At 55.7% G+C, this 26784-nt stretch carries 26 protein-coding genes and 1 pseudogene; 17 read left to right on the forward strand and 10 right to left on the reverse strand.

Going from position 1 to position 26784, the window contains the following annotated elements:
- Window positions 1-14 precede the first annotated feature (14 nt).
- The gene (locus EL26_RS08810) at window positions 15-1073 is read left to right on the forward strand and encodes a sulfate ABC transporter substrate-binding protein (RefSeq protein ID WP_038087004.1); all 1059 of its coding nucleotides are present in this window, start codon (window positions 15-17) and stop codon (window positions 1071-1073) included.
- A gap of 69 nt (window positions 1074-1142) precedes the next feature.
- Here EL26_RS08810 and EL26_RS08815 read toward each other — a convergent pair whose 3' ends face one another.
- Window positions 1143-2243: a GGDEF domain-containing protein gene (locus tag EL26_RS08815; protein WP_052036159.1), complete on the reverse strand. Its 1101-nt coding sequence runs from the start codon at window positions 2241-2243 to the stop codon at window positions 1143-1145.
- 152 nt (window positions 2244-2395) lie between these two features.
- Between EL26_RS08815 and EL26_RS08820 the strand changes: the two genes are divergently transcribed.
- Together EL26_RS08820 and EL26_RS24920 are read left to right on the forward strand one after the other, a co-directional pair.
- Window positions 2396-2857, forward strand: a complete 462-nt coding sequence (locus tag EL26_RS08820) for a cupin domain-containing protein (RefSeq protein WP_052036160.1) — start codon at window positions 2396-2398, stop codon at window positions 2855-2857.
- A gap of 110 nt (window positions 2858-2967) precedes the next feature.
- Window positions 2968-3219: a hypothetical protein gene (locus EL26_RS24920; RefSeq protein ID WP_038087006.1), complete on the forward strand. Its 252-nt coding sequence runs from the start codon at window positions 2968-2970 to the stop codon at window positions 3217-3219.
- 55 nt (window positions 3220-3274) lie between these two features.
- Here EL26_RS24920 and EL26_RS08830 read toward each other — a convergent pair whose 3' ends face one another.
- Window positions 3275-4114, reverse strand: a complete 840-nt coding sequence (locus tag EL26_RS08830; RefSeq protein ID WP_052036161.1) for a serine/threonine protein kinase — start codon at window positions 4112-4114, stop codon at window positions 3275-3277.
- Between the two features lie 411 nt (window positions 4115-4525).
- Between EL26_RS08830 and EL26_RS08835 the strand changes: the two genes are divergently transcribed.
- A complete protein-coding gene (locus tag EL26_RS08835) occupies window positions 4526-4804 on the forward strand; it encodes a hypothetical protein (RefSeq protein ID WP_038087010.1) in 279 nt (92 codons plus the stop codon).
- A gap of 78 nt (window positions 4805-4882) precedes the next feature.
- Here EL26_RS08835 and EL26_RS08840 read toward each other — a convergent pair whose 3' ends face one another.
- Window positions 4883-5947 (reverse strand): hypothetical protein, encoded by a 1065-nt coding sequence (locus EL26_RS08840; protein ID WP_038087013.1) that lies wholly within the window; start codon window positions 5945-5947, stop codon window positions 4883-4885.
- A 153-nt stretch (window positions 5948-6100) separates the two neighbouring features.
- Here EL26_RS08840 and EL26_RS08845 point away from each other — a divergent pair, with 153 nt between their 5' ends.
- The 4 genes and pseudogenes from EL26_RS08845 (at window position 6101) to EL26_RS08860 (ending at window position 9661) form a co-directional block, all read left to right on the forward strand.
- The gene (locus tag EL26_RS08845) at window positions 6101-6430 is read left to right on the forward strand and encodes a hypothetical protein (protein ID WP_038087016.1); all 330 of its coding nucleotides are present in this window, start codon (window positions 6101-6103) and stop codon (window positions 6428-6430) included.
- A gap of 97 nt (window positions 6431-6527) precedes the next feature.
- A pseudogene (gene queF, locus EL26_RS08850) lies at window positions 6528-6866 on the forward strand (preQ(1) synthase); the annotation flags it as partial.
- Between the two features lie 132 nt (window positions 6867-6998).
- Window positions 6999-7853, forward strand: a complete 855-nt coding sequence (locus EL26_RS23615) for an alpha/beta fold hydrolase (RefSeq protein ID WP_052036162.1) — start codon at window positions 6999-7001, stop codon at window positions 7851-7853.
- A 179-nt stretch (window positions 7854-8032) separates the two neighbouring features.
- On the forward strand, window positions 8033-9661 hold the full coding sequence (locus tag EL26_RS08860; protein WP_052036163.1) for a peptide ABC transporter substrate-binding protein: 1629 nt from the start codon (window positions 8033-8035) through the stop codon (window positions 9659-9661).
- Window positions 9662-10187: 526 nt separating this feature from the next.
- On the opposite strand, the gene EL26_RS08865 is transcribed toward EL26_RS08860, so the two are convergent.
- Both EL26_RS08865 and EL26_RS08870 read right to left on the reverse strand, forming a co-directional pair.
- Window positions 10188-11852, reverse strand: a complete 1665-nt coding sequence (locus tag EL26_RS08865) for an S-layer homology domain-containing protein (RefSeq protein ID WP_038087023.1) — start codon at window positions 11850-11852, stop codon at window positions 10188-10190.
- Window positions 11853-11868: 16 nt separating this feature from the next.
- Window positions 11869-15576 carry a fibronectin type III domain-containing protein gene (locus EL26_RS08870; RefSeq protein WP_038087026.1) on the reverse strand — a complete coding sequence of 1236 codons (3708 nt, stop codon included), beginning with the start codon at window positions 15574-15576 and terminating at the stop codon, window positions 11869-11871.
- A gap of 125 nt (window positions 15577-15701) precedes the next feature.
- Here EL26_RS08870 and EL26_RS08875 point away from each other — a divergent pair, with 125 nt between their 5' ends.
- Window positions 15702-17201 (forward strand): tetratricopeptide repeat protein, encoded by a 1500-nt coding sequence (locus EL26_RS08875; protein WP_038087029.1) that lies wholly within the window; start codon window positions 15702-15704, stop codon window positions 17199-17201.
- A gap of 48 nt (window positions 17202-17249) precedes the next feature.
- On the opposite strand, the gene EL26_RS23620 is transcribed toward EL26_RS08875, so the two are convergent.
- Together EL26_RS23620 and EL26_RS08885 are read right to left on the reverse strand one after the other, a co-directional pair.
- Window positions 17250-19007, reverse strand: a complete 1758-nt coding sequence (locus EL26_RS23620) for an ATP-binding protein (protein ID WP_052036164.1) — start codon at window positions 19005-19007, stop codon at window positions 17250-17252.
- Between the two features lie 138 nt (window positions 19008-19145).
- Window positions 19146-19352, reverse strand: a complete 207-nt coding sequence (locus tag EL26_RS08885; protein WP_038087032.1) for a hypothetical protein — start codon at window positions 19350-19352, stop codon at window positions 19146-19148.
- A gap of 345 nt (window positions 19353-19697) precedes the next feature.
- On the opposite strand from EL26_RS08885, the gene EL26_RS08890 reads away from it, so the two are divergent.
- Window positions 19698-20429, forward strand: a complete 732-nt coding sequence (locus EL26_RS08890) for an ATP-binding cassette domain-containing protein (protein ID WP_038087034.1) — start codon at window positions 19698-19700, stop codon at window positions 20427-20429.
- A 156-nt stretch (window positions 20430-20585) separates the two neighbouring features.
- Here the strand turns inward: EL26_RS08890 and EL26_RS08895 are convergent, their stop codons facing one another.
- Entirely contained in the window at window positions 20586-20783 is a 198-nt protein-coding gene (locus EL26_RS08895) for a cold-shock protein (RefSeq protein ID WP_038087036.1), read from the reverse strand.
- 159 nt (window positions 20784-20942) lie between these two features.
- Here EL26_RS08895 and EL26_RS08900 point away from each other — a divergent pair, with 159 nt between their 5' ends.
- The 3 genes from EL26_RS08900 (at window position 20943) to EL26_RS23625 (ending at window position 23208) form a co-directional block, all read left to right on the forward strand.
- Window positions 20943-21350: a S1 RNA-binding domain-containing protein gene (locus EL26_RS08900; protein ID WP_038087040.1), complete on the forward strand. Its 408-nt coding sequence runs from the start codon at window positions 20943-20945 to the stop codon at window positions 21348-21350.
- Window positions 21351-21672: 322 nt separating this feature from the next.
- Window positions 21673-22395 (forward strand): hypothetical protein, encoded by a 723-nt coding sequence (locus tag EL26_RS25415; RefSeq protein WP_038087043.1) that lies wholly within the window; start codon window positions 21673-21675, stop codon window positions 22393-22395.
- A 6-nt stretch (window positions 22396-22401) separates the two neighbouring features.
- The gene (locus tag EL26_RS23625; protein ID WP_052036165.1) at window positions 22402-23208 is read left to right on the forward strand and encodes a PRC-barrel domain-containing protein; all 807 of its coding nucleotides are present in this window, start codon (window positions 22402-22404) and stop codon (window positions 23206-23208) included.
- 68 nt (window positions 23209-23276) lie between these two features.
- On the opposite strand, the gene EL26_RS08920 is transcribed toward EL26_RS23625, so the two are convergent.
- On the reverse strand, window positions 23277-23549 hold the full coding sequence (locus EL26_RS08920; RefSeq protein WP_038087050.1) for a hypothetical protein: 273 nt from the start codon (window positions 23547-23549) through the stop codon (window positions 23277-23279).
- A 425-nt stretch (window positions 23550-23974) separates the two neighbouring features.
- Here EL26_RS08920 and speD point away from each other — a divergent pair, with 425 nt between their 5' ends.
- Window positions 23975-24352 carry an adenosylmethionine decarboxylase gene (gene speD / locus EL26_RS08925; RefSeq protein WP_052036166.1) on the forward strand — a complete coding sequence of 126 codons (378 nt, stop codon included), beginning with the start codon at window positions 23975-23977 and terminating at the stop codon, window positions 24350-24352.
- 195 nt (window positions 24353-24547) lie between these two features.
- Here speD and EL26_RS08930 read toward each other — a convergent pair whose 3' ends face one another.
- Entirely contained in the window at window positions 24548-24997 is a 450-nt protein-coding gene (locus EL26_RS08930; RefSeq protein WP_052036167.1) for an acyl-CoA thioesterase, read from the reverse strand.
- A 158-nt stretch (window positions 24998-25155) separates the two neighbouring features.
- Between EL26_RS08930 and EL26_RS08935 the strand changes: the two genes are divergently transcribed.
- The 3 genes from EL26_RS08935 (at window position 25156) to EL26_RS08945 (ending at window position 26749) form a co-directional block, all read left to right on the forward strand.
- Window positions 25156-25641: a hypothetical protein gene (locus tag EL26_RS08935; protein WP_152559217.1), complete on the forward strand. Its 486-nt coding sequence runs from the start codon at window positions 25156-25158 to the stop codon at window positions 25639-25641.
- Between the two features lie 83 nt (window positions 25642-25724).
- Window positions 25725-26450 carry an AzlC family ABC transporter permease gene (locus tag EL26_RS08940; RefSeq protein WP_038087055.1) on the forward strand — a complete coding sequence of 242 codons (726 nt, stop codon included), beginning with the start codon at window positions 25725-25727 and terminating at the stop codon, window positions 26448-26450.
- On the forward strand, window positions 26426-26749 hold the full coding sequence (locus EL26_RS08945) for an AzlD domain-containing protein (RefSeq protein ID WP_038087058.1): 324 nt from the start codon (window positions 26426-26428) through the stop codon (window positions 26747-26749). The genes EL26_RS08940 and EL26_RS08945 overlap by 25 nt, the downstream gene beginning before the upstream one ends.
- Window positions 26750-26784: the final 35 nt, after the last annotated feature.

The raw sequence follows: 26784 nt of genomic DNA on the forward strand, positions 1-26784 counted from the left end.
GAGAGAACCATCCCATGAAAAACAAAACCAAACTCGCCCTGTCCGCGCTCTTGCTCGCTTCGATGACCGTCCTGACCGCTTGCGGCTCGTCCACCGCCACATCCTCGTCGGGCGACTCGACGGGCGGCCAAGACGCCAAGGAAATCACCCTCATCCTCGGCGCGTACTCCACGCCGCAAGAAGCGTTCAAAGTGATCATCCCCGCCTTCCAAAAACAATGGAAAGAGAAAACCGGCCAAACCGTGAAATTCCAAGAATCGTACGAAGCGTCCGGCACCCAAGCCCGCGCCATCGCAGGCGGGTTTGAAGCGGACATCGCGGTGCTGTCGCTGGAAGCGGACATCGATACGATCCAAAAAGCCGGCCTGATCACGACCGACTGGCGCACGAAGCCGCACAACGGCATGATCACCAACTCTGTCGCCGCACTGGGCACCCGTGAAGGCAATCCCAAGGGGATCAAGGACTGGGAAGACCTCGCGAAACCGGGCGTCGGCGTGCTCATCCCGAATCCGAAGACGTCCGGCGGGGCGCAATGGGACGTCAACGCGATCTACGGCGGCGGCCTCAAACACTCGGAAGCGCAAGGCAAAAAAGACCCCGCCTACGCCGCCGACCTGCTCAAGCGCGTCCAGAAAAACGTCAAAGCCCTCGACAAGTCGGGCCGCGCTTCGATGACCACGTTTGAAAACGGCACCGGCGACGTCGTCGTCACGTACGAAAACGAACTGATCGGCCGCAACCTCGAAGGCCAGCACTACACCATCATCGTTCCGAACGACACGATCTTGATCGAAAACCCGGCAGCCGTCGTGGACAAAAACGCCGACAAGCACGGCGTGCGCCAAGCGGCCGACGCGTTCCTCGACTTCCTCTGGACACCGGAAGCGCAACAAGCGTTCGCCGACAAAGGCTTCCGTCCCGTCGACCCCGCCGTCGCCAAGCAATACGAAAGCCAATACAAAACTCCGCCGGGTCTCTACGACATCAAGTACCTCGGCGGCTGGGACCAAGTCCGCAAAGACCTCTACCAAGACGGCGCGATCTGGGACCAAGGCCTCGCCGGGAAATAACAAAACCGCTCCGACAAATAAGACCCAACCGCATGCCGCGGTTGGGTCTTGCTTGTTCGGTTGCTTTCATCAAGCGTTTGTCGACTGCACTTCGCACACCCGGTTGCGTCCCGTGCGCTTCGCTTGGTACAAACCCTCGTCGGCGAGGTGCACCAACTCATCAACGCTAAGCGGTTGCTCCTTCGTGGAGACGGCGAGGCCGATGGAGATCGTCACTCCGATCACCTGACCGTCCGGCAACTGAAACGGATGGCGCTCGACGGCGGAACGGATGCGTTCAGCGACTTGATACGCGTACTCGCGCGGGCATTTTGGCAAGATGACGGAGAATTCCTCGCCGCCGTTGCGGGAGACGACATCGAGGCTGCGCGAGACGCGGCTCAGTTGCTCGCTCAGTTGTTTGAGCACTTCGTCGCCGGCGGGATGGCCGTACGTGTCGTTTACTTTTTTGAAATGGTCGATGTCGATCATGAGAAAGGAGAGCGCTTCGCCGTGCTCAACATTCTTCTGCAACATCGTATTGATCGCCGCGTCAAACGTGCGGACGTTGTTCAGCCCCGTGAGGAAGTCGACGGCAGCGGAGTCGCGAATTTTCACGAACATTTCGTGCGCGCGGATCAAGTGGTGCACCAGCAAGTACGTAAACAGAGAGGCGACGGCGAGCACAATCGTGTATTGCAACACGACCAACAACCGCAAGCGCACGTTCGGCACGGCGTAGATCGAGCCGATACTGACGATGATCGCATTCATGAAGACCATGTACATCCAGCGCCGAGCGTTGTTCGGCACAAATTGAACGACAATCCCGCTGACAATGGCCGTCACCAGCAGCACAAGACCGGCAACGGATGTGGTGGGGGACCAAGAGAACATCAGGATGCGCCCGACGGCTTCCACCACCGCTGTGACCAGCGCCGCCGGCCATCCGGCAAACGAGGCGGCGAGAAAGATCGGAATCATCCGCAAATCGAACACCGCGCCAAAAGCGAGCAGCAGCGAGTAGTGCATGAGCAAACACCCGAGCAGGCCCATGACCAATCCGAACACGATCTGTTTGTACTGCGGATCGCCCTGCTTGATCATGCGGTCCTTGAAGAATTGGTGCAAGAAGAACAAGCATGTCACCAGAATACACAAGTTGATAAAAAACTTATCAAACCAAATCATGACTCATCGAAATCCCTTCATTTCTACACCTGCTTATTACTAGTAACTACGTCGCCGAACTATTCATCCCCTGCTCGTTTGCAAAAAACATTTTACTGGTACTTTATACTTCGGTATCCTGAAATCATCAAACAAAGAAAAGAGGGATTAAGATGGAAATGAAAGGCGGACTTGTGCAAGGCGAAAACTTTACGGCGGCGCATGCGGGACCGTGGAACGAGATGATGGAGTACGTGTTCTCGCCGTTGCCGCAGTTCAAATTTCCGGGCAAAGTGTTTCTGAACGAAGCACTCGGCCTGAACGGGATGGAAGTTTCGCTTGGCGTGATGAAACCGGGCACTCAAGTGCCGTACGCGCACGCGCATAAGGAAAACGAGGAACTGTACCTGTTCGTCAAAGGCCAAGGCCAGTTCTACGTTGACGGCCAAGTTCTCGACGTGCGGGAAGGCTCGGCTGTGCGCGTGGCACCGGCCGGCGTGCGCTGCTGGCGAAACAACTCCACCGAAGATTTGCACTACATCGTCATCCAAGCCAAAGCGGGCAGTCTGTCCCAGTATACGCTGACAGACGGCATCATGGCCGTGCCGCAGTTCCACTGGCCGGAAGAGAAATAAAGCGGACAACGAAAACCGGAAGCGAAGATGGTTCCGATCACTTTTTCGCGAAACTTTCCTGCAATTCTTCCGTAGATAGAGGTATAAAACCTTTTGAGGGGGAACCGGAAATGTCTTTCGGTCGATTCATCAAAAAAGTCCTGCACGAAGCGACGCATCATTATAGCTCCAGCCATCGTCACCATCATCATCACCACCACCATCGTTCGTACAGCTCCAGTGACCACCATCATTATCATCGGCCGGTGATACACCACTACAGCTCCAGCGATCATCATCACCATCACGGTCACTCCAATCACGGACACCATCATTACAAGAGGAAGCACCACAGCTTTTCGTTCAGCATCTTTTCCTCGTAATACACATAACCAAACAACCTCCGCCCGCGAGTTGGGTGGAGGTTGTTTTCTTACACTAAGACAGGGCGCGAATCGCTTCCTCCAACGCGGCCGCCAGTTCTTCGGCATCCGCGAAGGAGGGTGCTTCCAGTTGCAGCATGCGGCGCAGCAGCGTCCGGGTGCGCGGGTGCAGGTTCAGCTCTTCCTCCCAACTGCGCTCTTCTTCCGCGTCCGGCTCATAGCTTGTGTACAACAAAAACAACAAGAAGTGTCCCATCGAATAGAAATCGCTGCGAAACTCCACTTCCCGCTTGATCTGCTTCTCGATCATGTAGTCCCGCAGATCTTCCGCCACCTGCGTCGGTTTGTCGCCCAAGCGGCGGGCGAGGCCGAAGTCGATCAACTTGAGCCGGCCGTCCTGCAAGATGACGTTTGGAATCCGCACGTCGCGGTGCACGATCTTTCGCTCATGAACGTACGCCACGACGTCCAGCAGGTCGCGAATCATCTGCAACGACTCCCGCTCCGTGAACTTCAGTTCCTCTGCAAAAATCGCGTCCTCTAAATTGACGCCCTCCATATATTCCATCGCAAAAAACCAATGTCCGCGATGCTGGAATCGATCATACAACTTCGGAATCGCCGGGTGATCCAACCCTTCCAAAATCGACGTCTCATACTCAAAAATCGGATACCCTTTCGCCCCGTGCCGTCTCGTCGGGCGCACTTGCTTCAACACGCGGCGCGTCCCGCTTTGCAAATCCCGGCACAGGTACGAGATGCCGTAACTGCCCATGCCGAGACACTTTTCAATCACATAGCGCTTCCCGAGCACGCGCCCCGGACGGAAGGGTCGGTCCAGCCACCACGTGCGGATCACATCAAACCAAAAACCGACACGCCGAAACACACTCATCAAGCAATCCCCTTCTTCCAACACCCTATATTTCGAATCCAGAAAAAATTCAGTACAAGGAAAGCATCTTACGAGAGCGAGGAACGGTTCATGGAAGCATCTATTCAAAACTCTACACCAAAACCTCACAACTGGAAACTCACAGGCGGCAGACCAGCCACGCGACGGCGAAGCGGGTGAGGGCGATGGCGAGGAGCGGGACAGGGTAGAGGGCGAACATGAGCGTGTCTTCGAAGATCGAGTGAAACAGCAAGAGGAAGAGGTTCAGCCGCCAAAGCTCCCGGCGTGTTGGCGGGGTGCGGATTTCGTTTTCGCTGTTCTTGTGGAAGGTTGTCGGCGGCAGGGGGGTTTTTTGTGGAGATGGCGCGGGCGTTTGTGATACGATAACGGAGAAGCGAAAGGGGTGTCGTCATGGGCATCAAGTATGAGGAGTTTCCCAAAGAGATGTTGGCGCAGTTTCGGCTGGATATGATGATGCTGCCGTATGAGCAGTTTTTGACGTGGTCGGCGACGGAGCGCCAGCAGGTTGTGGCGTTGATTGCCGCCGATTTTGAAACGATCATGACGCCGGATGAACGGCTGGATCTGCGCGAGGCGTACTTGTCGACGATCAAGGACAGCGACCGGCAGAAGATGTTGTACGAGCACTATCAAGAGGCGTTGAAGAAGCGTCAGGGGCACGTGCATTAGGAGCGGTACATAGGAAGATTGAAAAGACCCCTCTGGTGGAGAGGGGTCTTTTTTTGTGGCTTATGGGAGACGGGAGGATCAGGTGGTGAAGCGGTTGTACGGGTAGAGCTGGTGATGCGGTTCTTCGCGGTGTTCGTTGGAATTGCCTTTGAGATCGGTTTCGATGGAATGGGCGATTTGTTGCATGCTCATCTGGTTTGGGTTCTGTTGTTGCTGTTGGTGGCCGGATTTCAGGCTGGGTTGGGAGGCGCCTTGGTTCATCGCGTTCATGGAGCCTTGATTCATGCTGCCTTGGCTCATGGAAGCGCCTTGGCCCGTTCCGCCGAGGTTCATGGAGCCCTGTGTCGTGCCTTGCGTGCTGACAAAGCCCTTCGCCTTGCCCGCGCCGCCGCTTTGGTTCATGGAGGATTGACCCATATAGCCTTGGCTCATCGAGCCTTGTCCCATTGCAGACTGCCCCATGCCGCCTTGCTGTTGTTGCTGTTGCAACTGGGACGTGCTCAGGACCGGTTGCATCATCGCCATCTGCGAAAGCGAGGACGAGCCGCCTCCTTGGTTTTGTTGGCTTTGTTGGTTTTGCATTGGACTTTGACCTTGATTCTGACTTTGCCCTTGCGATCCCGACTGCATCGACCCGCCTTGGTTCGCATCCGAACTGAGCGTCATCGTCGCATCCAACTGGTTGTTCTCATCAGTCGCCGAGGTCATGCGGCGGATGTGCGTGGTGTCGGTCGCGATCGGCCCTTCCGGCGCCTGTTGCGACATCTGACCCTGCGAGGCCGAGGACTGCTGCATCGTACCCGACTGTACCGAGAACGAGCGGCTGTTCGACCCCTGCACCCCTTGCAAACCTTGGTTCTGCCCTTGACCCTGCTGTGACCTCGGCGACATCATCGTCGAGATGTTGCGCAGATGCTGGTTCATCTCCTCACAGACGCGCGTCAAATTGTACAACATCTGCACGGACGCTTGCTCATTGCCCGCCAGTTGATAGAAATCGTTGTTGTTCCGGCTCATCCCTTGCAACTGCTGGAACCGGCTCATGTTCGACTGGGCCAACTGCGACGCCAGCTGCTGCAACTCCGCCACTTCCTGTTGCATCGCCTGCACCTGTCCAGACATGCGTAGAATGCTCTCTTGCATCTGATCTTCCTCCTCGCGGTTCAATAAAATCGTCCTATCCTATCCTGACCCGCACCTTGGAACAAATATGCATCCCTTTTTTATAAAACCCGCACAAAAAGGGCAATGTAGGAAAGGAACGCAATTTCTTGATCACGGTCAGGAGGAACTGTCATGCAACAACAACTGCACCAACTCGAATCGGAAATCGCCCGTCTTCAAGTCGAACTGCGCCAAGTTCGCCAGATGATCGGCTCGCTGATCCGCCACGAAAACGAAACCACCCGCATGATGTCCAACCAACTGGGCACCCAAGGATTCCCGCAACAAATGTACTTCGACCAACGCCAAGAAGAAGCGCAACTGCGCCAACTGCAGCAATCCGCCAACCAGATGTACCAACAGCTAGGCCAAGCGGCGCCGCAATTCCAACTCAACCGCCACCAACCGCAAAAAGGCCATGGGATGAACCCCATGCACAACGATCCGACGCAACAACAATAGTAAGCCTGCACCGCGCAGGCTTTTTGCCTTGACCGCATGCCAGCTCTGATATATATTGAAATTTAGACTTTTACACCTTGTTTGGAGGTCCTTACATATGTCGACGAAACCGTCTAAAGAACTGCATCCCGTTCCGAACCCGCATCCCGACCGCGATTACGAAGTGGAAATCCGCTGCCCGGAATTCACCGCGCTCTGCCCGGTGACCGGCCAACCGGACTTCGCCACCATCACCGTCCGCTACGTTCCGGGCCCGAAGCTCATCGAGCTGAAATCCCTGAAACTCTACCTCTGGACCTTCCGTGAAGAAGGCCACTTCCACGAAGACGTCACCAACCTCATCCTCAACGACCTTGTCGAAGCACTCGATCCGCGTTGGATGGAAGTCGAAGGCGACTTCAACGTTCGCGGCGGTATCTACACCAAAGTCAAAGCCGAGCACAACCCGGAATTCCGCAAAACCCGCGGCTAATCCGTCCCGAGAAAGGGCCACTTCCAAAGTGGCTCTTTTTTTTTCTTCCGCAATCTGCTAGAATCGCTAGAAAGATATGGAAGAGGTGGAACGTAAATGAAATCGATGCGCATCCCGGCAAACGGAATCGAGTTATTTGTAGAAGAGCACAGCACCGCAGGCGAAGCGCTGCTCCTGCTGCCGTACCAAGGCGGGCAGACGGTGATGTGGCAGGACATCATCCCGCGCTTCACTCCGAACTACCGCGTCATCGCCCTCGACTTGCGCGGCTTCGGCCACTCCGACCAGCCGGAGAGCGGGTACACGCTGGACATCATGGCGGAAGACCTGCGCGCCGTGCTCGACCATCTGGGAATCGACAAAGCGCACTTCGTCGGCAACTCGCTCGGCGGCGACGCAGCCACTTGCTTTGCGGCGAAGTACCCGGAGCGCGCCTTGTCGCTGGTCAACATCGAAGCGGCGCTGAACAGCGACACCGACCCCGGTGCCCGCTTTCACGGCATGACCCGCGAAGAGGCGGAAACCATGCTGCGCACACAGTATCCGCAGGCGACCTACGCCTCGCGGGAAGAGTACGAGCAAAAATTCCGCCAATGGGAGCCGTGGAATCTGCTCAAGGAACGTGCCGTCGCCGCCGCCGTGCTGCGCGAGACGGAGGACGGTCGCGTCGCGCCGAAACAGACGACGGCGCAGCGCTTTGAGATTTTCCACGATATCTTCGGTCGGGATTGGATGGAATATTACGCGAAGATCCAATGTCCTGTGCTGTTCATGCCTTGCGACCAAGAAGCGGAGTTGCTTCCGCAGAAATTCGCGAACATCGAACGCTACAGTGCCGGACTTCCCTTTCACAAAACAGTGGTCATCCCGAACTCCGAGCATCTGATGACGTTTGATCACTCCGACGAAGTGGCGGACGAAGTGTTGCGGTTTTTTGAAGAAGCTCACTAATTTGAAGAAATCCGCTACTTAGAAGAGACCCGCTAATGGGTCTCTTTTTACTGTTGCAAAGGTTCCTAAAGTTTGGACAATTAGTTCATATATTGACTATATAATTTGCCTCGCCTATCATAGTCCTATACCAGAACGGAAAAATAGATTCAAATGATAGATAGCAGGAGGAGAAACTGATGAACAAAAAGTGGATCGGCACCGCGATGGCTGCTGTTTTCATGGGCAGCGTGCTCGTCGGTTGCGGCAGCAGCAACGAAGCATCGGGGCAGGGCGACAACTCCCCGCAAGAACTGCACTTGACGATGGGCGACGACCTTCCGACTTCCGACATTGCGCTGGCAACGGACCAATACTCGTTTAACATTCTGTCCAACACGATGGAAGGCTTCGTGCGTCTCGACAAAGACGGCAAAGCCGTTCCGGGCATGGCTTCGTCTTGGGAAATCTCTCCGGACGGCAAAACCTACACCTTCCACCTTCGCGACGCGAAATGGTCGAACGGCGACCCGGTAACCGCGGGCGACTTCGTGTACTCCTGGAAGCGCACTCTCGACCCGAAGACCGCGTCCCAATACGCGTTCATGCTCAAAACGGTCAAAGGCGCGAATGAATACAACACCGGCAAGGGCTCTGCTGACGAAGTCGGCATCCAGGCGAAAGACGACAAAACGGTCGTCGTCACCCTGAACAACCCGACCCCGTACTTCTTGAACCAAATGGCGTTCCCGACGTTCTTCCCGCTCGACCAGAAATTCGTCGAGTCCAAAGGCAAAGACTTCGGGACCTCTGTAGAAACTTCGCTCTCCAACGGCCCGTTCAAGATTTCGGACTGGGTGCATGAAACCAGCGTCAACATCGCGAAAAACGACACCTACTGGGATGCCAAGACCGTCAAGCTCTCCAAGGTCTCGTTTGACGTCGTCAAAGACACCTCGGCAGCCGTCAACATGTACGAAGCGGGACAAATTGACCGCGTCGGCCTCGTGCGCGATTTCATCGACCAATACAAAGACCGCAAAGACGAGTACTCCGTTCAAAACGAACTCACCAACGGCTACCTGATTTTCAACCCGGCTGTGAAGGGTCTGGAAAACAGCAAGATCCGCACCGCGCTGACTTGGGCGGTTGACCGCGACATGTACGCGGACATCATCTACCACAACGGCACCAAGGGCGCAACCGGCTTCGTTCCGGACGGCACCTCGGACTCCGCAGGCGGCGAATTCCGCAAAACGGCGGGCGACACCTTGACCAAGCACACCGATGCCGAAGTCAAACAAATGCTCGAAGACGGCTTGAAAGAAGCGGGCATGACCGCAAACGACCTCAAGCTGAAACTGCTCGTCGACGATTCCGACGTTGCGAAGAAAGCCGGCGAGTTCCTCAAGGAACAATGGCGCACCAAACTCGGCGTCAACGTCGACATCGAAAACGTTCCGTTCAAACTCCGTCTGGAACGTGAGAAAAAGCAAGACTACACGATCTCCGTCACCCTGTGGGGCGCGGACTACAACGACCCGATGACTTTCCTCGACATGTTCGTGACCAAGAACGAGTTCAACTCGGTTTCGTACTCCAACCCGGAATACGACAAGCTGATCAACTCCGCCAAAGTCACCGCCGATCCGAAACAACGCGCGCAAGAACTCGTCGAAGCGGAAAAACTGCTGATGAAAGACATGCCGATCGGCCCGATCTTCTTCCGCGGCAAAGCGTTCGCAACCAAACCGTACGTCAAGGACCTCGTCGCCTTCCCGTTCGGCGTCGATTACGAACTGAAAAACACCTATATCGAAGGCAAGTAAGCTTGCTGCACCAAGCCGGAGCACACACGCGTGTCTCCGGCTTTTTTACCGTATTGTGAAGAGAGGATGAGGGATTCGTCGTCTGCGTAAGATAACATTGAAAAAACGCCGAAAAACAAGAACGCAGTCGAAAAAATCGTGTTTGAATTATCTGAATGTTTGGATATAATAAAAACAAGAAATCCCCCACGGCGACGCCGGCGGAGGGGAGAGAGGAGGCAACAACCACCGAATATGTCCGATTCTAGCGTTCACCCGTGCGAGTGTCGTCAACACGAGAGGAAAGGAGCGCAGCAAGCAGGAGTCCATCGGTTCACTTCCAGCCTGTAAAAAGAGGGAGCGTGAGAGTCGAGTCGAACCTGCCGGATCGGACGGATTTGTGGGTACAAATCTATGATCCACACAACTGACTAAAAAGGGTGCCGTCGCCAAGGAGCGAAGGTGCCCTTTTTGTTTGCCCGTTCCTTTTTGGTTACGTGTGAAAAAAAGCACCCGATGCGCGAGGGCATCGGGTGCTTTTGTAGACTTACAGGAACTTCAAGTAGTTCAAAAAGTTGTAGAGCATATCCGCGCTTTCGGCGCGTGTCGCGTTTCGCTGCGGTTCGATCAGGCCGCTGTTGGGCATGATGCCGGTCTGAATCGCCAACGCCACATCGTCGCGTGCCCAGCCCGAGACAGAAGGGGCATCGGCGATGTTGCCCAAGACACGGGTGGTGTCGACATACGGGCGGGTTTGCACATAGCTGAGGCTTCTGGCGAGCAGGGCCGCCATCTGTTCCCGCGTGATCGGATCTTCCGGCGAGAACTGGTTTGGCGTGTATCCGGCGATCAGGCCGAGGCTCGATCCGATGTTCACGTAGTCGGTGAACCATTGACCTCTCGGGACGTCATAGAAGTTCGAACTTCCCTGTTTGTCGGAAAGACCGAGCGCACGCACCATCAGCGTCGAGAATTCAGCGCGGGTGATCGGGCCGAACGGGTCGAACGTCGTGGCGCTCTTGCCGCTGACGATCGCTTTGGCTGCGAGTTCATGGATGCGGGGTTTGATCGCGGTGTACGTCGTGTCGTCAAACGACTTTTGGTTTTGGATCGGCACATACAGCCCCGGACCGGTGCGGGCAATCACGAGTTTGCCGTGTCCGACCGTGTCGCGAAACAGCGAGGACGGAGTCGGCACCAGATGCCCGGACTGCGGTTGCAAAAACTGAGCGCTCGTCACGGAACCGCTGGTCAACTTCGCACCGGTCAAATCGATTGAGCAGCGGACGAAATTGTTGCCAAAGTCGGTGATCGGCAAGCTTTGGCCTTTGTACACGGCGCTGACGCCAAACTCCACCGGCAGGAGCAGAGGAGACGTGCCAAGCGCTTGGTACTCGCCGGACAACGAGTTGGAGCGGGTCGTGTCAACGCGGTTGATGGTGAAGACCAACGCTCCGTCGCTGTTCGTTTTGACGTTGTCAAGCAACACGCCGGGCACTGCGGCAAGCGGGAGGTCGAAGGAACCGACGGAAGCGGCAACGAGCAGGTGCGCGTTCGTTCCTGCCGTCGCCGACAGTTGGCGGATGACATCGCCGGGCACGGTGACCGTGTTTTTGTCCGTTTTGGTCGGGATGGAGAGGGTCAGGTAGGTAGTTCCCGATTGGCTTCCGTAGAGCTGCGATTTGGCTTTATTCGCGTCGATCGTGACTTGCACGGAATTGCCGACAGGAGTTACATAGCTGAGGCCGGTTGCGGCGTCATAGACGACCGCTTGTTTCGCGCCGGAGTTCAATTCTCCGGTGAATCGGTAGGCTCCATCACCCACGGGCAGGATGATATCGCTTTGGTTGCCCCTGGATGTATACGAAAATGTGGAGATTTCCACATCTCCTTCGATGTGCACTTCCGCGCTGTACACGCCGTTCGCCGCGAGATCGGGCATCGACCACTGGAACTGGTAGCGCCCGTTGTTGTCGGTCAGCGCTTGATTGGCGTAGTAGAGGCGTCCGCTGCTGTCGCGGACGCTGAGAAAGACAGGCGTGCCGCCAAGCGCGAGGCCGTTTTTCGTGTAGACGCCGCTTGCGGTCAGCCCTGAACCTTGCTGTTGCAGGCTCAGGGTGGTGTCCGCAAATGCGGCGGTGTTCCACGGTATGCCGGACAGGAGGAGTCCCGCAGTCAGGCATCCGCTAAGAGCGATCCGTTTGAAGTTCATTGCGAGTCCTCCCTGGTTACAGATTTACGTCGGTACGGTACACAGTCGGAGCGGCAAGCGCGCTTTGTGTGAGTGTGTCCACGAGAAACGCTTGTACGGAGATCGACTGGGTCGGACCGAGCGCGTACGGGGTGTTGGCCCCGCCGAAATCGAGTTTGATCTTCTTGGTCTCAAACGAGGAGAACGAGAGGTTTTGCTCTTGCTGCTCCACAAATTGACCGTTGCGGCGAATGATCAAAATCACTTTTGTACTGCGGGCGTTGGAGTCCATGTTCGTGACGTTCCATTCCCCGTGGTAGGTTCCGTTGCGCATCGTCGGCAGGTTCAGGAAGCCCAGAGCGCTCTTGAACGGGTAGACGGTGAAATTCATCGGCACGGTGGTGGTGCCGCCCGTGTTGACGTAGATTTTGTGCACGCCGGGGAGCAAGTTGCCCGGCATCGTGAACGTCAGCGTCTGCGCATCGGCGGACGTCGGCGTGATCGTTTGGCTGTCGAGGATGATGCGTGACGAGCTGTTGAAGCCGTAGCCGTTGAGCGTCATCGTGAACGAGTTGTAGGAGTAGTCGACATAGGGCGTGCTCAGTGACGAGATCTCCGGTTTCGGAGCATCGCTTTGCACGGTGATCTGCGTCGTCAAGTCGCCGTCGTCGACGGTGTGCACTTTCAGCGTGTACACGCCGGTGCTCAGCTGGCGGGTCAAGCGCACGTCCAAGCGGGTGGAACTGTAGATCGAGACTTGTTTGACGGCGTTGTTGACGATGTTTTGGTTGGAGTCGTAAACCGTCACATCTCCCGTGTGCACTCCGTTGAGCTTCGTGTTGCGCCCGGTGATCGAAATGTCTTGCGTGTCATTGGGAGAGCTGCTTTTTTGCAGATGGGAAGGCGCTGCAGCAATCGACTCTTCGCGCGGTGAATAGCCCGGCCCGTTCCCGTTGTTGTTGGTGGCATCGAGAAGAAGGCTCGGCGCTCCGATTTCGTTGCGCATCGCGGTGATTCGCACCCGGTAGGATTTCGTGTTGGAAAGGCCGTCCATCACGAGGAATCCTGTGCCCACAACGGCGTATTGCGGCTCGCTCCACGTCGTCGAGCCGACCGTTTGCAACTCGACGGCAATCGCGGTCGGAGAGGTCGAAGTCGAATCGGTCCACGACACGGTGAGGCGGTTTTGACCCGGCGTGACGACCGGAGACGAGACGTTGGAAATCGGTGCCATCGGAATCCCGTTGGATTGACCGAGAGTCAGACCGTTCGATTGCTTGCCGGAGGTTGTCACGGTGATCAGACGCACTTGGTACGATTGATTGGGCTCAAGCCCGGTGAACACCGTTTCATTGGTGCCTTTGTATAAAGTGCGTTCCGAACCGTAGCTGCTGTCGCCGGTTTTCTTGATCGAGACCAACGTTTTGGCATAGTCCAAGTTGACGGGATCGGAGAAGCGAACCGTCAAGGACGTGTTGTTCGGAATCGCCAAAGCGTTGCGAACTTCGGTAGACTGTTGGTCGCCCGACGAGCCGATCAGATAGCCGGAGCCGTTGTTGGAAAGCGTGATCCCGGCGGATTCGTTGCCGGAATTATCCACGGTGGTCAAGCGTACCGTGTAGCGCTCGCCCGGAATCAAGTCGCGGATCGTCGTGCCGTTGCTGCCGCGCACGACAAAGACCGGGTTGCTCGTCTCGGCGCTGTTCATGCGTTGCACATACGCGTTCACGTGGTTGAAGTCGGAATCCGGCGGTTCCGTGTAAGAAAGCACGAGCGAGTTCATGTAGACGCTCGCTCCCGGCGACGTTACTTCTTGCGGAGGATACCGGTCTCCGCCGATGACGTTGAAGCCGTAGCCGCTGTTGTCGTAAATCACGCCCGGCGATTCCAAGTTGCGTGCGGAATCGAAGACCACGAGTTTGAAGAAGTAATCCTTGGTTTTCGAGAGGCCGGTCGCCGTGTAGCGCTGGTTGCGCTTATCGACTTTGCTGAGCAGCCTCCACGACGGGTATTGCGAACGCTCGGCGATGTAGACTTCCACATGCGTGCCGGTGGTGGTGGCGGCATCCCACGTCACGTCGAGATTGACCCCGTCGGTGGCGATCACTTTGACGTTGCCGACGTCAGACGGCAAGTTGTTGCCCGTGCCGGAGACGTAGTAGCCGGAGCCGTTGTTGTTGAACGGCTTCAAGCTCTGCATGAGACCGAACGAATCCACGAGTCGCATGTCGAGCTTGTAGAGACCGGTTGGCATGTCGCGCAGCGAGGCGGTTTTCGTGCCTTTGTTCGACAGTTCGGTCGGCTTGAAGTCCTTGGGATCGGCCGAGTTGTTCGGTGCGTAGTACATTTTGAAGCGGTCGAAGTTCACCGAAGAGACCGCATCCGACAACCACGTCATCTGCAGACCGCCGGAGACTTCCTGTTGGATGTTCACGTTGGTCAAGTCGTTCAGGTCGCTTAAGGAATTCGTGCGGAACGTGCTCGTGGTGGTGCCGTAGATCGATTCGTTGCCGAGTTGGTCGACCGTGTTGACTTTCAACTGGTAGCTGATGCCCGGCGCAAGGCCGTTGAGCTGGAAGCTCTGCAGCCCTTTGTCCGCGCGACCGACGGAAATCCAGTCGGTGGACATCGAGCTCTTGAGGTACAGGTTCACGTGGTGAAAGTCTGTCGTCGTCGGGTCATACCATGTGATATAGGCGCTGGTATCGGACGCGGTGGAAACACGCAATTGCGTGACTTCGCTCGGCGGCGTCGTATCAGACGTGTACCCGTAGCCGTTGTGGTTGTCGATTTGGTAGTTCCAGTTGCCGTTGATGTCGAGCTTCGTGAAGCGGAAGTCGTACCGCTTCGCCGTGTTCATCGGCGAGAGGGTGGCAGTCTGGACGCCCTTGGCGACCACGAAGCCCTCCGACCAGTTGCTGCTGCCGTGCTCCGCGTATTGAACGGTGATCATGCTGAGGTCGGAGAGCGCCGGATTGTTCGGGAAGTCGGGGTTGACCGGGTCTGTCCAGCGCAGGATGAATCCGTTGGGAATCGTGTCGACTCTCAGATTGGTGATGTCGCCCGGCGGCGTGGTGTCCACGGCCTTGTAGCCGATGCCGCCGTTGGTCATCACCACACCGTTGGTTTTGGTGTTGTCGCTCTTGATGGCATAGATGAAAAATTTGTAGAATTTGTTGTTCTGCAAGTTCTTGAACGTGTAGGTGCCGGTACCGCGCGGCACGTGAACCGTTCCCGAGTAAGAATTCTGGTCGATAAGACTATACTGAATGACGATATCGTTGATATCGAGGGCGCTCGGATCGCTCCAATCGACGCGGATATCATCGGCGGTTCCAGGAGTGACAGTGACATTCGTCGGGTCGGAACTGGTCAAGACATTCAGCCCGATCATCGTCTGCGTGTACGATTTGACCAGCAGCGTGTATTTCCCGGGCTGCAGTCCGGGTTGCAACGTGAAATTCAGGTGCTTGCTGTCCACGACTTGGACTCCGGAGACGGCGTTGGTGTCTTGGTTTTTGGAGTCGAACAGATACAGAATCGTGTCGCTTTTGAATTTGTAGAGATCGCTCCCCGTGATTGTGACAGTGGTCGGCGGATATCCGATCACGAAATCACTTCTCGACAAGGTGATCAGATCGGCTGCTGCAACTCGCTCCGCAAATCCAGGGAACAGGCCCAAGATCAGGGTGAAGACGGTCAGCAGGGCGATCGCGAGGCGCGATGTGCGACGGTGCTGAGCCAACACGGTTTCCTCCTTTTGTGATTAAATTTCTAAATACCTCATGTGTACTTCGTCGGTGAATAGGTTGAATCCTGTCAGAAAGTAGGGTTTTTGGTCGTCTTTTTCTTGAAAGGGGGGAATTGCTTGTGAAACGAGTGCTGCTGTTGCCGTGGAGTCTGCCGGATTCGCAAGGGAAGCAGATGTGCGCGTTTGCCCGCCAGATGCCCCGCTATTTAAGTTTGCGGTTGGGGGAGGCGGGAGCGGCGGACGCGGTGTTCGCTCCGTTTTGTTTAGAGAGCGAAGAGGGGCCGCAGCTGGTGATTTCCGGACAGACGCAAAAAGTCGAAGAGCTCTGCGAAATCGGGGAGCAATATGAAGCTCAGTATGTGGTCGGCGGGCTGTTGACGATGGGGGAGGATGAAGCAAGGGTCGGGCTGCAAGTGGTAGACGTGCGGAGCGGGCGCGAGACGATTCGCACGGTGATCGGGTCGCTGGCGGAGTGCCGGGCTTTTTTCACCGTGTTGATGCAGGAACTGCTGGCGGAAATCGAGCCGCAGGGTACTCCGCAAGCCCTTGGCTGTGAGGATCTCTCGCCACATTGGGAAGCGAATGCGGCGTTTTTTACCGCGTTGGATCGGATGTTGGCGGCCGAGTTGGGAGAAGTCGCGTCGCCTCAGGCGATGTTTGAGGATTTTTTTGCAGCGGTGGAGCGCGACCCGGCGTGGGAGGAAGGCGCGGAGCAACTGATCGGCGCCGCGCTCGACGTCGGGCTTGAAGATCAGTTGTCCTGCGGCGTGCAGGCGTTGGAGCGATTGACCGCCGTTCGCCCGCTGATGCACAAAGCGTGGGAAGCGCTCGGCTGGCTGTATCATGCGGACGGACGGGTGCAAGATGTCATCCGCGTCATGGAGCAGGCGCGAGCGCTGGCACCCGCCGAGTTTCACTCGCATCATCGCCTCAGCGCCGCGTACCGCCAGTCGCAGCGTTTTGCCGAAGCGGAGATGCAATTGCGGCTGGGGCTTGCGGGCGACCCTGACAACATTCCGTTGCTCAATGAATTGGGCGTCGTGCTTGACGAGATGGGACGCCATCTGGAATCGGCCGAATGCTTTGCCCGCTTGGTGGAACTGTCGCCGATCTCCGGCGCGTTTCACGCCAACCTCGCCGTTACGTTGCAGCGGCTGGGACGGCTGGCAGAAGCGGAAGCGGCGTTTCAAGACGGAATGCGGGCGCTCGACCCGCATTGGAATGTGTATGTGAACTACGCGGAATTGCTGGAGGAAGCGGGTCGACCGCTCGACTGGGTGCAGGTGCTGTTTGCAGGCATCCGCGCTCTCAACGACCGTCCAGATGAGCAGACCGATCTCGCCACCCGCCTCGTTGCCGGCGTGCACAAGTGGATTTCCGGAAAACAGTGCCCGCCCGAGGTGGAGCAGAAGGGGCGTGGCTGGCTGATCGGGCTGTTGGAGTCGCTGCTTGAAACCTTGCCGGAGCATCAGAGCTCCAGCGTGGTGCTCTCTGAACTGTACCGCCTCGACGGGCGGCAGGAGCAGGCGATCCAATGCTTGGAGCGGGTGGCGGAGCGCGACCCGGACAACGTCTACCTCCACATTCACATCAACACGCTGAAAGCGGGGCGAGAATGAAAAAAAGAACCGGCCGCGTTGGGGTCGGTTCCTTTTTTATGGAGAACATCAGCGGGGCAGGAAGATGCGAAACACCGTGCCCGCGCCGAGTTCCGTGGTGACTTGCAGCGTTCCGTTGTGCTCTTCGATGATCTTCTTGGATATGAAAAGTCCAAGGCCCGTCCCGGTGTTTTTGGTGGTGTAAAACGGAGAGAAGATGCGGGCCAGATGATCGGGCGCGATGCCCGGGCCCGTGTCTTGCACGAGCAGGCAAACGCCGTCCGGGGTTTGTTCGACGCTGAGCGTCAGCAAGCCGCCGCCGATTTCGCCCATCGCTTCCATCGCGTTGCGGGCGAGGTTGATCAGCACTTGCTTGAGCGAATTCGGAGAGACGGTGATCAACGGGTCGGGTTCGATCCGGTGGAGTTCAATTTGAATGCCCTTGAGGTTGGCTTCGCTCTGCAGCAGGGTGTAGGTGTTGTGCAAGAGCGTGCCGATGCGCACCTCTTCCTTGGAACCGTTGCCCATGCGCGAGAAATTCAAGTATTCGGTGATGATCGAGTTGATGCGCTTCAGGTCTTCTTCCATCACGGTCAAGTACATCGAATGCGTGTGCGCCGGGTCGATTTCGCGGGCCATCAGTTGCAAAAAGCCCTGCACGCTGGTCATCGGGTTGCGCACTTCATGCGCGATCGACGCCGCCATCTGCGAGACGGTTTCCAGTTGGTCGTTGCGCCGCATCGTCTCTTGCAACTCCACTTCCGCCGAACGGTCTTGGTAGAGCATGAGCAGCCCCATCAGCGAAGCGTCGGCATCCCGCAGCGGGGTGACCGTGATCTGAATGTGCCGCACCCGCCCGTCGGAGAGTCGAAAATCAAATTGCGCAAATTGGCTGTCTCCCGTCTCCCGCGCCAGTCGGGCCCATCGCGCCAATTGGCTGGACAGATTGGAGTCCAGCGGCAAGATGCCGTGCAAAGCCTGTCCAAGCAAATCGCCGATCTCCAAACCGAACAACTCGCCAAACGATTCGTTGGCGTAGGAGACTTCCAAGTTGAGGTCGGTGACGACCACGCCGTGATGCAGAGAGTTCAGCACAAACGAGTGATGATGCTGCAAGATGCGCAATTGGTGCGCGGGGGAGACGTCCTCGATGAACAGGATGAATCCCGCCGGATCGCTCTGCTTGGAACCGGTCAACGGAAATCCGGTGAGCAGCACGGGAATCATCGAACCGCCGGGTTGGCGCAGATAGCAGAATCGGCGTTCCAGCGCGTCGTGAACGCTGCCGAGCCCATCGAGCCAGGAGTTGTTCTCTTCGCTGAAGAACAGCGAGTGAAACGTCTCTTCCGGCTTGTTGTACAAATCGGCTGTCGACCGTTCCGCCATCTTCAAAAAAACCGGGTTGGTGTAGAGGGTCGACCGCCGGCGCGCCAAGAACAGCACGCCAAACGGCGCGTGCTCAAAACATTGCCGCATCAAGTTTCGCTGCACATCGAGCGATTGCAGCAAATGAAAAACGGAGGGGGGAACTTTTCGCGAATCGCTTCCCGAAGCGGCGGTCGCGTCGACCATGAACGGAGTGATCAACTGCACCAGCGTGTCCGCATCCAGGCTTTTCGCTTTGCGGCGTATCGAGCTGACCACGAAAATGAGCGTCGTGAACACAAACAATAAGTTGAAGCCGTATTCCAGGTACCTCCACCACGGAATCGGAGCTCCCATCCAGATTCTGCGGCCGAACTCTCGGCATTCCATCACCCAAGAGCCAGTCCCGGCCGTCATCAGCAAAAAAAGGCAGAATCGCATCCACCCTTTGGACGTATACACGATATCCCCTCCCCAAACACCCGATATCAGAACCGTTCTCTCTTTGGTTTTATTCTTAGTTTACTATGTATTATTATTTACAACAATTTAATACTAGTCAAGGGAAGACGCGGCAACTTATGCGTCTCCCCTTGAAAATTATGCGTGCAGGCCGCGTTTGCTGAGCTCTTGAACGACTTTTTGGCGATCGGATTCGATGTCGAGGAGGTCGCGGTTGAGTTGTTCCAGTTTCTGCAACAGACCTTTGCGGCGGTATTGCAGGTGATATTCCAAATCCTCCAGTTCCTCCTGTTTCAGTTGATCCAATTCACGTCTGCGAAGAAACGCGTTGCTAAGTTGGGTCATCTCTCATCCCTTCCTTTCGACAAAGTATACGAAAAAAGGGACGCGGGACTGTCCATATATTCTATGAGTTTGCTGGAAAACCTTTACCTTGTTAACAAATGTTTTTCGACACGTAAAATGGTGCAAGAAGTCGATTGTTGTGATTGTGAATCTGGTCTATAATACAGATTGACTGTTGGTAAGGCGCTGCTCTTGCAAAAAATTTGGCTAAAAAGTGAAACCGAATGCCTGTCTGAAGCGTCTAAATAGTCAATAGAGCTGAAATTGGGTACATGGCCTGTTGTATTATGAGTTTATATTTCGAATTTTGAAGGTTTTGAGCAAGCAAACGGGGGTGTAGTTGCAATGATGATCGAAGTTAACGGTCTGCAATTCGAGACGGGGTTCAACGCAGTGTTGGGTCCGCGTGGTGCGGGGAAGACACGGTTGTTGAAGCAGATCATCGAGTCGGACGCGGGCATTGCGTCGGACGAGGTGTGTTACGTCTCACAGGAGTTGGAGGCTTTCGAATCATATACCGTGCTGGATTATCTGCTGGAAACGGGAGTGACGCCGGATTTGGCGCTGGAGGCGCTGCGACGGATGCGCTTGACGGCGCATGCGGAGCGCCGCATCGGAACGCTGCCGAAATTGGCGAAGGCCCAAGCGTTGGTCGCACGGGCGTTGTTGCACGATCCGAAGCTGCTCTTGCTCGATGAAGTGCTGGAAGACTTGAGTGAATCGGAACGCCTGTTCATCGGCTACTCGTTGCGCGAGATCGCCAAGGACCGCGTGGTGGTCGTGGCGGGGGCGCCGGATCACGCCGTCGAAGGGCTGACCGACAAAGTCTGCCTCTTGCATCCGGAGAAGCAAGCGGTCGTCGTCGACACGAACACCGCGTATGAGTGGGTGGAGGGCAAAGTGTTCGTCTACTTGACCGAGCAGATGCCGGCAGAAACCGGACGATTGGTCTTGGAACAGCAACGCGATGAAACGCATGTCTGTGTCCGCGAGATCGCGCAAGCCGCGCCGGAGGGCGAAGTCAGCCATGTTTCTCCGACGTTGCACGATGCGTATCTCTGGTGGGCTGTCCAATAAATAATAGAAAAGCGCCGCTGGTTTCAGCGGCGCTGCAACAAAAAAGTCTCCGGCGAGGTGAATCGCCGGAGACTTTTCTGTTTGGTTTCCTCTTCGCAGGTTAGAAAACGTTATTTACTTTATGTAAACGAAACGTTCTCGTGTAGTGCGCGAGAATTAGAGCTTGTTGACGTTCGCAGCTTGCTTGCCGCGCGGGCCTTCAACGATTTCGAACTCTACGCGTTGGCCTTCGTCGAGGGTTTTGAAACCTTCGGATTGGATTGCGGAGAAGTGTACGAACACGTCTTCGCCGCCTTCTTGCTCGATGAAACCGTAACCTTTTTCTGCGTTGAACCACTTAACAGTACCTTGCATTTGATGCAACCTCCTCGAAACCCATCCTTGGATGGGTTGATACACTAAATTGTAGCAAAAAAGACATGTGCATTTCAAATCATTTTTTTGTGGTGTTTGCGCGAAAGAAATTGTATAATAGGAAACATCTTTTGTTTGTCAAAAAAGGAGCGTTGCAATTTGTCTATCACAGTCGGTTCTGTCGTTGAAGGTAAAGTCACGGGTATTAAATCGTTTGGTGCGTTTGTGGAAGTTGCTGAGGGCCAAACCGGTCTCGTCCACATCTCCCAAGTTTCTCATACCTTTGTCAATGATATCAACGACGTTCTCAAAGTCGGCGATGTTGTTCAAGTCAAGGTTCTCAACGTTGAAGGCGGCAAAATTTCGCTGTCCATCAAAGAAACCCAGCCGAAGCCGGAAGGCCAAGCTGGCGACCGTCCGCGCCGCGGCGGTAACAAAGGTCCGAAAGGCGCAGGCAAGAAAGGTTCCGCTGCACCGATGACCTACAAAACCGAAGGTTCCAACGAACCGTTCAACACCATGGAAGACCAACTTCTCGAATGGAAGAAGAAGGCTGGCATGGCGTAAGCGAGGATTCTTCCTTGCGAGAAACACCCCGATCTCTTGGAGGTCGGGGTGTTTTTTTATGTTTGAGAGGTAGGACTAAAGGCGTGTGGGGGTGAGTTTAAAATAATCCTTTTGTCTCACGCGCAAAGTGTGGAGGGAGATTAAGATAGGAGTAATCAAGAGGCGCACCGTTGGTTTACGTTGTGAAGGGAGGCCGCAGAGAGTCATGTTTGTGACGTATGCATTGGCTGTTGGCTTGTCTTTGGCGTGTACAGGGCTGTATCAAGAGGTGTCGTATGCCCGCAAGTGGTCGGCTGCATGGCGGTGGTGGGGGAGTTTGCCGGTGGCGTTGGCAGCGTTTGAACTGGTGCTGCGGCTGGCTCCGCAGATTTCGCACCTTGCGATTGCCGCCGTCTGTTCCTGCGCCGTACTCGCGCTCAGCCTCTGCCGCAATACATATGAAGAAGAACCCCAAACCCAGAACTTGCCCGCTCCCGCCCTCGACGCAGTGGAAGCCCTCCAAGAGCCGGTGGAAGTACATAACGCTGTCGAGGAACTCGCAGCAGAAGAAATAATCGTTGAAGAACAAGTTGTCGAAGAACAAGTTGTCGAAGAACAAGTTGTTGAGGAACAAGTTGTTGAAGAACAAGTTGTTGAAGAACAAGTTGTTGAAGAACAAGTTGTCGAAGAACAAGTTGTCGAAGAACAAGTTGTTGAAGAACAAGTTGTTGAAGAACAAGTTGTCGAAGAACAAGTTGTTGAGGAACAAGTTGTCGAAGAACAAGTTGTCGAAGAACAAGTTGTCGAGGAACAAGTTGTTGAGGCACAAGTTGTTGAGGCACAAGTTGCTGAAGAGCCTGTCGTGTCCGTTTCTCCGGAGTGGTTGAACGAGAAGATCGCCGAGGGGTACATGGCGAAAGCGACGGGGAATTACTGCGGGGCGGCGCGGGTGTTTGAGGAAGCGTACGGCTGCTGCACGGACGCCGGCCTGTCAGCGATGTTAGCTGAGGAAATTGCGGATTGCTACCAGCAAGCTTCCTCGGAAGAATTGAAACAAGGAGCGTAATCCTCTATGAAAAGCTCTGCTCAAATTCAAGGTTTGCCGATCTTCTCCCTAATCGAAGGCGCCGAAATCGGCCGCGTCAAACAACTGGTCATCGAACCGTCCTCCGGTTCCGTCCGCCTCGTCCTGGTCGACAACGACCGCGACGCCGTCGGCGTCCACGTCCTCCCGTACGATTCGGTCATCGGCGTCGGCGATTTTGCCATGACCGTCGAATCCAGCGACTCCATCCGCGACCTGAACGACGTCGCCGGAGCACGCGACCTCGTCTTGCTCGGCTATAAAATCATCGGCACCCGCGTCCTCTCTCGTCAAGGACAACTCATGGGCGTCGTCCACGAATATTACGTCGACGAAGCGACCGGCTCCGTCACCGCCTGCTCTTTCGCAGAGCACGGCAACACCGAATCGATCCGCGTCTTCCATCGCGACAACATCATGACCTTCGGGCGCGATGTCCTCGTCATCAAGGAAGAGTCCCGCATCGTCTCCACACTCTCGGAAACCGCCCAAGAACCCGCGGAAAAAACAGCCACAACTCCGGACCCCGCAGAAAACTCCGCAGAGGCTGCAGAGACCGTCGTGGAAGCATCCGGACAGGAAGTCGCCGCAACCGTCGCGGACAACGTGACGCCGCTGAACACCGCCGCCTCCGGCCCGTACGCGTTCTTGATCGGCAAGCGCCTGCGCGAAGACCTCACGGACGACAACGGCACCGTGATCGCCGCAAGCGGCACCGAAATCACCCAAGCTTTGATCGAACAGGTCAAAGCGGCGGGCCCGGCGCTGTTCATGAAGCTCAACCGCCTGACCTGATGTACAAACGGCCGAAGAGCCGTCAACAGGCAAGAACAACCCCAGGGAAGCGCCCCTGGGGTTGTTTCTTATTGCTTCTTGTGGAAGCTCACCGTGTCCGACTCCAAGTTGTTCTCCATGAAGAACTCCTCAATGTCGAACTCATCTCCGTTCGCCTCAAAAAACAGCCCGTCTTCGTCCTTCTTCGCCAAAATGCCGGTGCCGACGTTGTTGATCGTCACTTCCACCGGCTTCGAATCCGGATGGTCTTCGTAGTAGTTCCAGATCGACTGGCACAGCTCATCGAGATGAGCCCCGACTTCGCCGTGCAGCTCACCTTCGTGCAACTCCTGGTTCTCCATTGGATCCTCCTCCTCTCTTCCTCTTGTAGTATGTTCGAAAGCCGATAACTGCATTTCCACAAAATCTTTACAATCGAGGATGACAAATCTTCTTCGATTCACATAAGATACGCGTGGAAGCGTGGTTTTGACCTATACAGGAAAACCTCGACAAATTGCATAAATATTCGTCAAGTATCGACAAGAAAACCCTTTCATGCATCCAATATACTACCCTGAAATTTCTCCAGAAAAACTTTTCGGAAACCTATTGAAGTTCCCTTGGAAACATGATATTCTCTTTGCTGTTGAGTCAAGAACAATAGGAACCAGGATTCACTGAAAAGGGTTGGGACCTCTTTGGACTAACCTTCCCCCCTAGTGAATGACGTAGGTCCTAGCGAACAATGACGAAAAATTGTTTGATAGGAAGGGGGCCGAGGTAGATGATGGAAGAATACTCTACTTTCGGGAGACATTGTGCTGTAGACGCGTGGGGAATCGACTTTGAACTGATCAACGATGCGGAATTCCTGAAATCCCGTATGGTCGAAGCAGCTGAGAAATCCGGTGCACACGTTTTGTCCGTGCAGTACAAGCAATTCGAACCGCAAGGCGCAACTGTACTTGTTCTGCTGTCGGAGTCGCATCTGTCTATTCACACATACCCGGAGAAAGGCTTTGCAGCGCTCGACTGCTATACCTGCGGCGACACCGTCGATCCGGAAGTGGCCATTAACTACTTGCTTGGAATTCTCAAGCCGGAGACAGCCTACCCGAAACTCCTCAAGCGTGGGGAAGGTCCGATCGAGATCATTCGATAAGCTGTCAACCAGACCTGTTCGGTTCCGAACTTGTTCTGACAAGTAAATATTTTGATGAGAATAAATTGCGACCGTATCGCAGATTCTCGCACTGGGAGGTGGTCCCTTTCGCCAATGAGACGTGACGAAAGGGGCTTTTTCTTTTTTTTGTCCTCCTTGGTTTGCCCGTTTTGCGGCAAGAAAAAACGACCGTGATTACACGGTCGCATACTTCGCTTCCAACTCTTCGATGCGCTCCGCCAGATCCGCCGGCAAGGGAGTGCTTTTTTGTGCTTTGGCATCGAAGAAGACAACGGTGGAGCGGGCGTTGCAGCAAAGCAGGTTTGTTTCTTCGTTGACGATCGCGTACTCCATATCGAGCGAGGACGAGCCGATTCTCGATACGCGCAAGTAGATGCGCAGGCGTTCGTTGTAATACGCTTGGGCTTTGTAGTCGATCGACTGCGACGCCAGCACGAACGTCTTGCGCTCGCGCATCAGGATCTCCGGAGTGAAGATGTTCAATTGCTCCATAAACTCCGCGCGCGCCTGTTCCATATAGATAATCGGCGAGACGTGACTCATGTGTCCGTTCATGTCGGTTTCGGCAAACCGAACTTTGATCAGGGAATAGAAACGAAATTCCTTCAGCTCATCTGCATGCATGGCGGGAACCTCCAAGTAAAATTAGACTGGTACGTACAAAAATGCTCTCCTCCCATGATATCCGCACACCCTTGCGAGGTCAAGGTTCCACCATTTTTCAGCCCAGTTCGGCCGGAGTTCGTAGTAGAATGAAGAGAGCAGAAAGGGTGAGAGCCTCCATGAGAACGATGTACGAAGTCAAACAGCGCGCAATCGAGTGGCAAGGCAAACGCCTGCGTTTGAAACGTACGGTGACAGGAGCCGCCCTCATGATCGCCGCTGTGTTGTCGGTCGTGATCTACAAAGCGACGGCGGGCCAAGACATCCGCTGGAGCGTGGTCATCGGCCTGTTTGCCGTCGGGTTGGTCGTGTGCGTCGGGTCGCTGATGGCGTACGCCAACACGATGTTGGTCGCGATGTATTACGCCGCGTATGCCCGTCTGTTGGAAGCACCGGAAGAACTCGACCTCGTCACCGGTACGCTCGAAGAAGTCAGCCGCGTGCAGATGCCCTATATCGGCATGCTCTACCAAGTGACGGTGAGCGTGGCCGGCGAGTCGTACCGCTATTATTGCCCGGGGAAACTTTTGCAAGGCGTGTACCCGCAGGAACGCATTCGTTTGCGTACACATGATCTCTTCGCGATTCGTGTTGATCGCGTCTAAAATTCAGGCTTGCGCGAGTTGTGTGCAAGTCTGTTTTTGTATAGACTATTCAAAAAGAGAACCCAGTAAGGAGCCCTCAACTCATGTCACAGAGCGTTGTCAATTCCGAGGAGCGTCCGGACTCTTCGCCGGTTGTGCGCGGCGTGTTGCAAGCGTTGCCCGTCGTGATGGGCTACATCCCGATCGGGTTCGCCTACGGGGTGCTGGCAGGGCAAGCACACTTGTCGCTTTTTTCCACGTTGTTGATGTCCTTGATCGTGTACGCGGGATCGTCGCAACTGATCGCAGCCGGGTTGTTCGCCAGCGGGCAGCCGATGCTGTCGATCATCTTCACGACGTTTATCGTCAATTTGCGTCACTTGCTGATGTCGGCGGCCGTTTCGCCATATCTCGCGCGGTGGCCGCAAGTGCGGAGGCTGCTGTTCGCGGCGGAGCTGACCGATGAGTCGTTTGCGCTGCACAGCGTGCAGTTTGGCAAACGCGTGCCGGCCGCAAGTCAGGTATTTGCGGTGAACATCACGGCGCACCTGTCGTGGATTTTCGGTTCCTGGCTCGGGTTTGTGGCGAACACGATGTTGACCGACGTGAAGCCGTTCGGGCTGGACTACGCGTTGCCCGCGATGTTTGTGGCGTTGTTGCTGTTGCAGATTCACCATTGGAAAGCGGTGGGCGTCGCGCTGTTCAGCGGGATCGTCGCCGTCGTGTTTCAAGTAGCAGGTTTCGCGACATGGTCGGTGATGCTGGCGACCGTGCTCGGCGCAAGTTTAGGGGTGGTGCTTGAATCGTGGACGAAAAAACAATCTGGCTGACCCTATTCGGAATGGCGGCCGTCACCGTCGTGCCGCGCCTGCTGCCCGTCTGGTTGCTCGCCGGGCGGACGCTGCCGCCGATCGTGGTGGCGTGGCTTCGCTATGTGCCCGTTGCCGTGCTCGCGGCGATGTTGCTTCCGTCGCTCGTGCTGCAGCAGGGGCATCTTGATTTTTCATGGTCGAACTTGTATTTTTGGGTCAGTTTGCCGACGATTGCGGTGGCGTGGAAGACGCGCAATCTGTTTTTGACCGTGATCACGGGAATGGGCGGCATTGCGTTGGTGCGGTATTTTTTCTAAGTTGAACAGGCGAGGGGACAGAGTGTCCCTTCGCC

It is taken from the genome of Tumebacillus flagellatus (assembly GCF_000714935.1).
In the GTDB taxonomy this organism is placed as follows: domain Bacteria; phylum Bacillota; class Bacilli; order Tumebacillales; family Tumebacillaceae; genus Tumebacillus; species Tumebacillus flagellatus.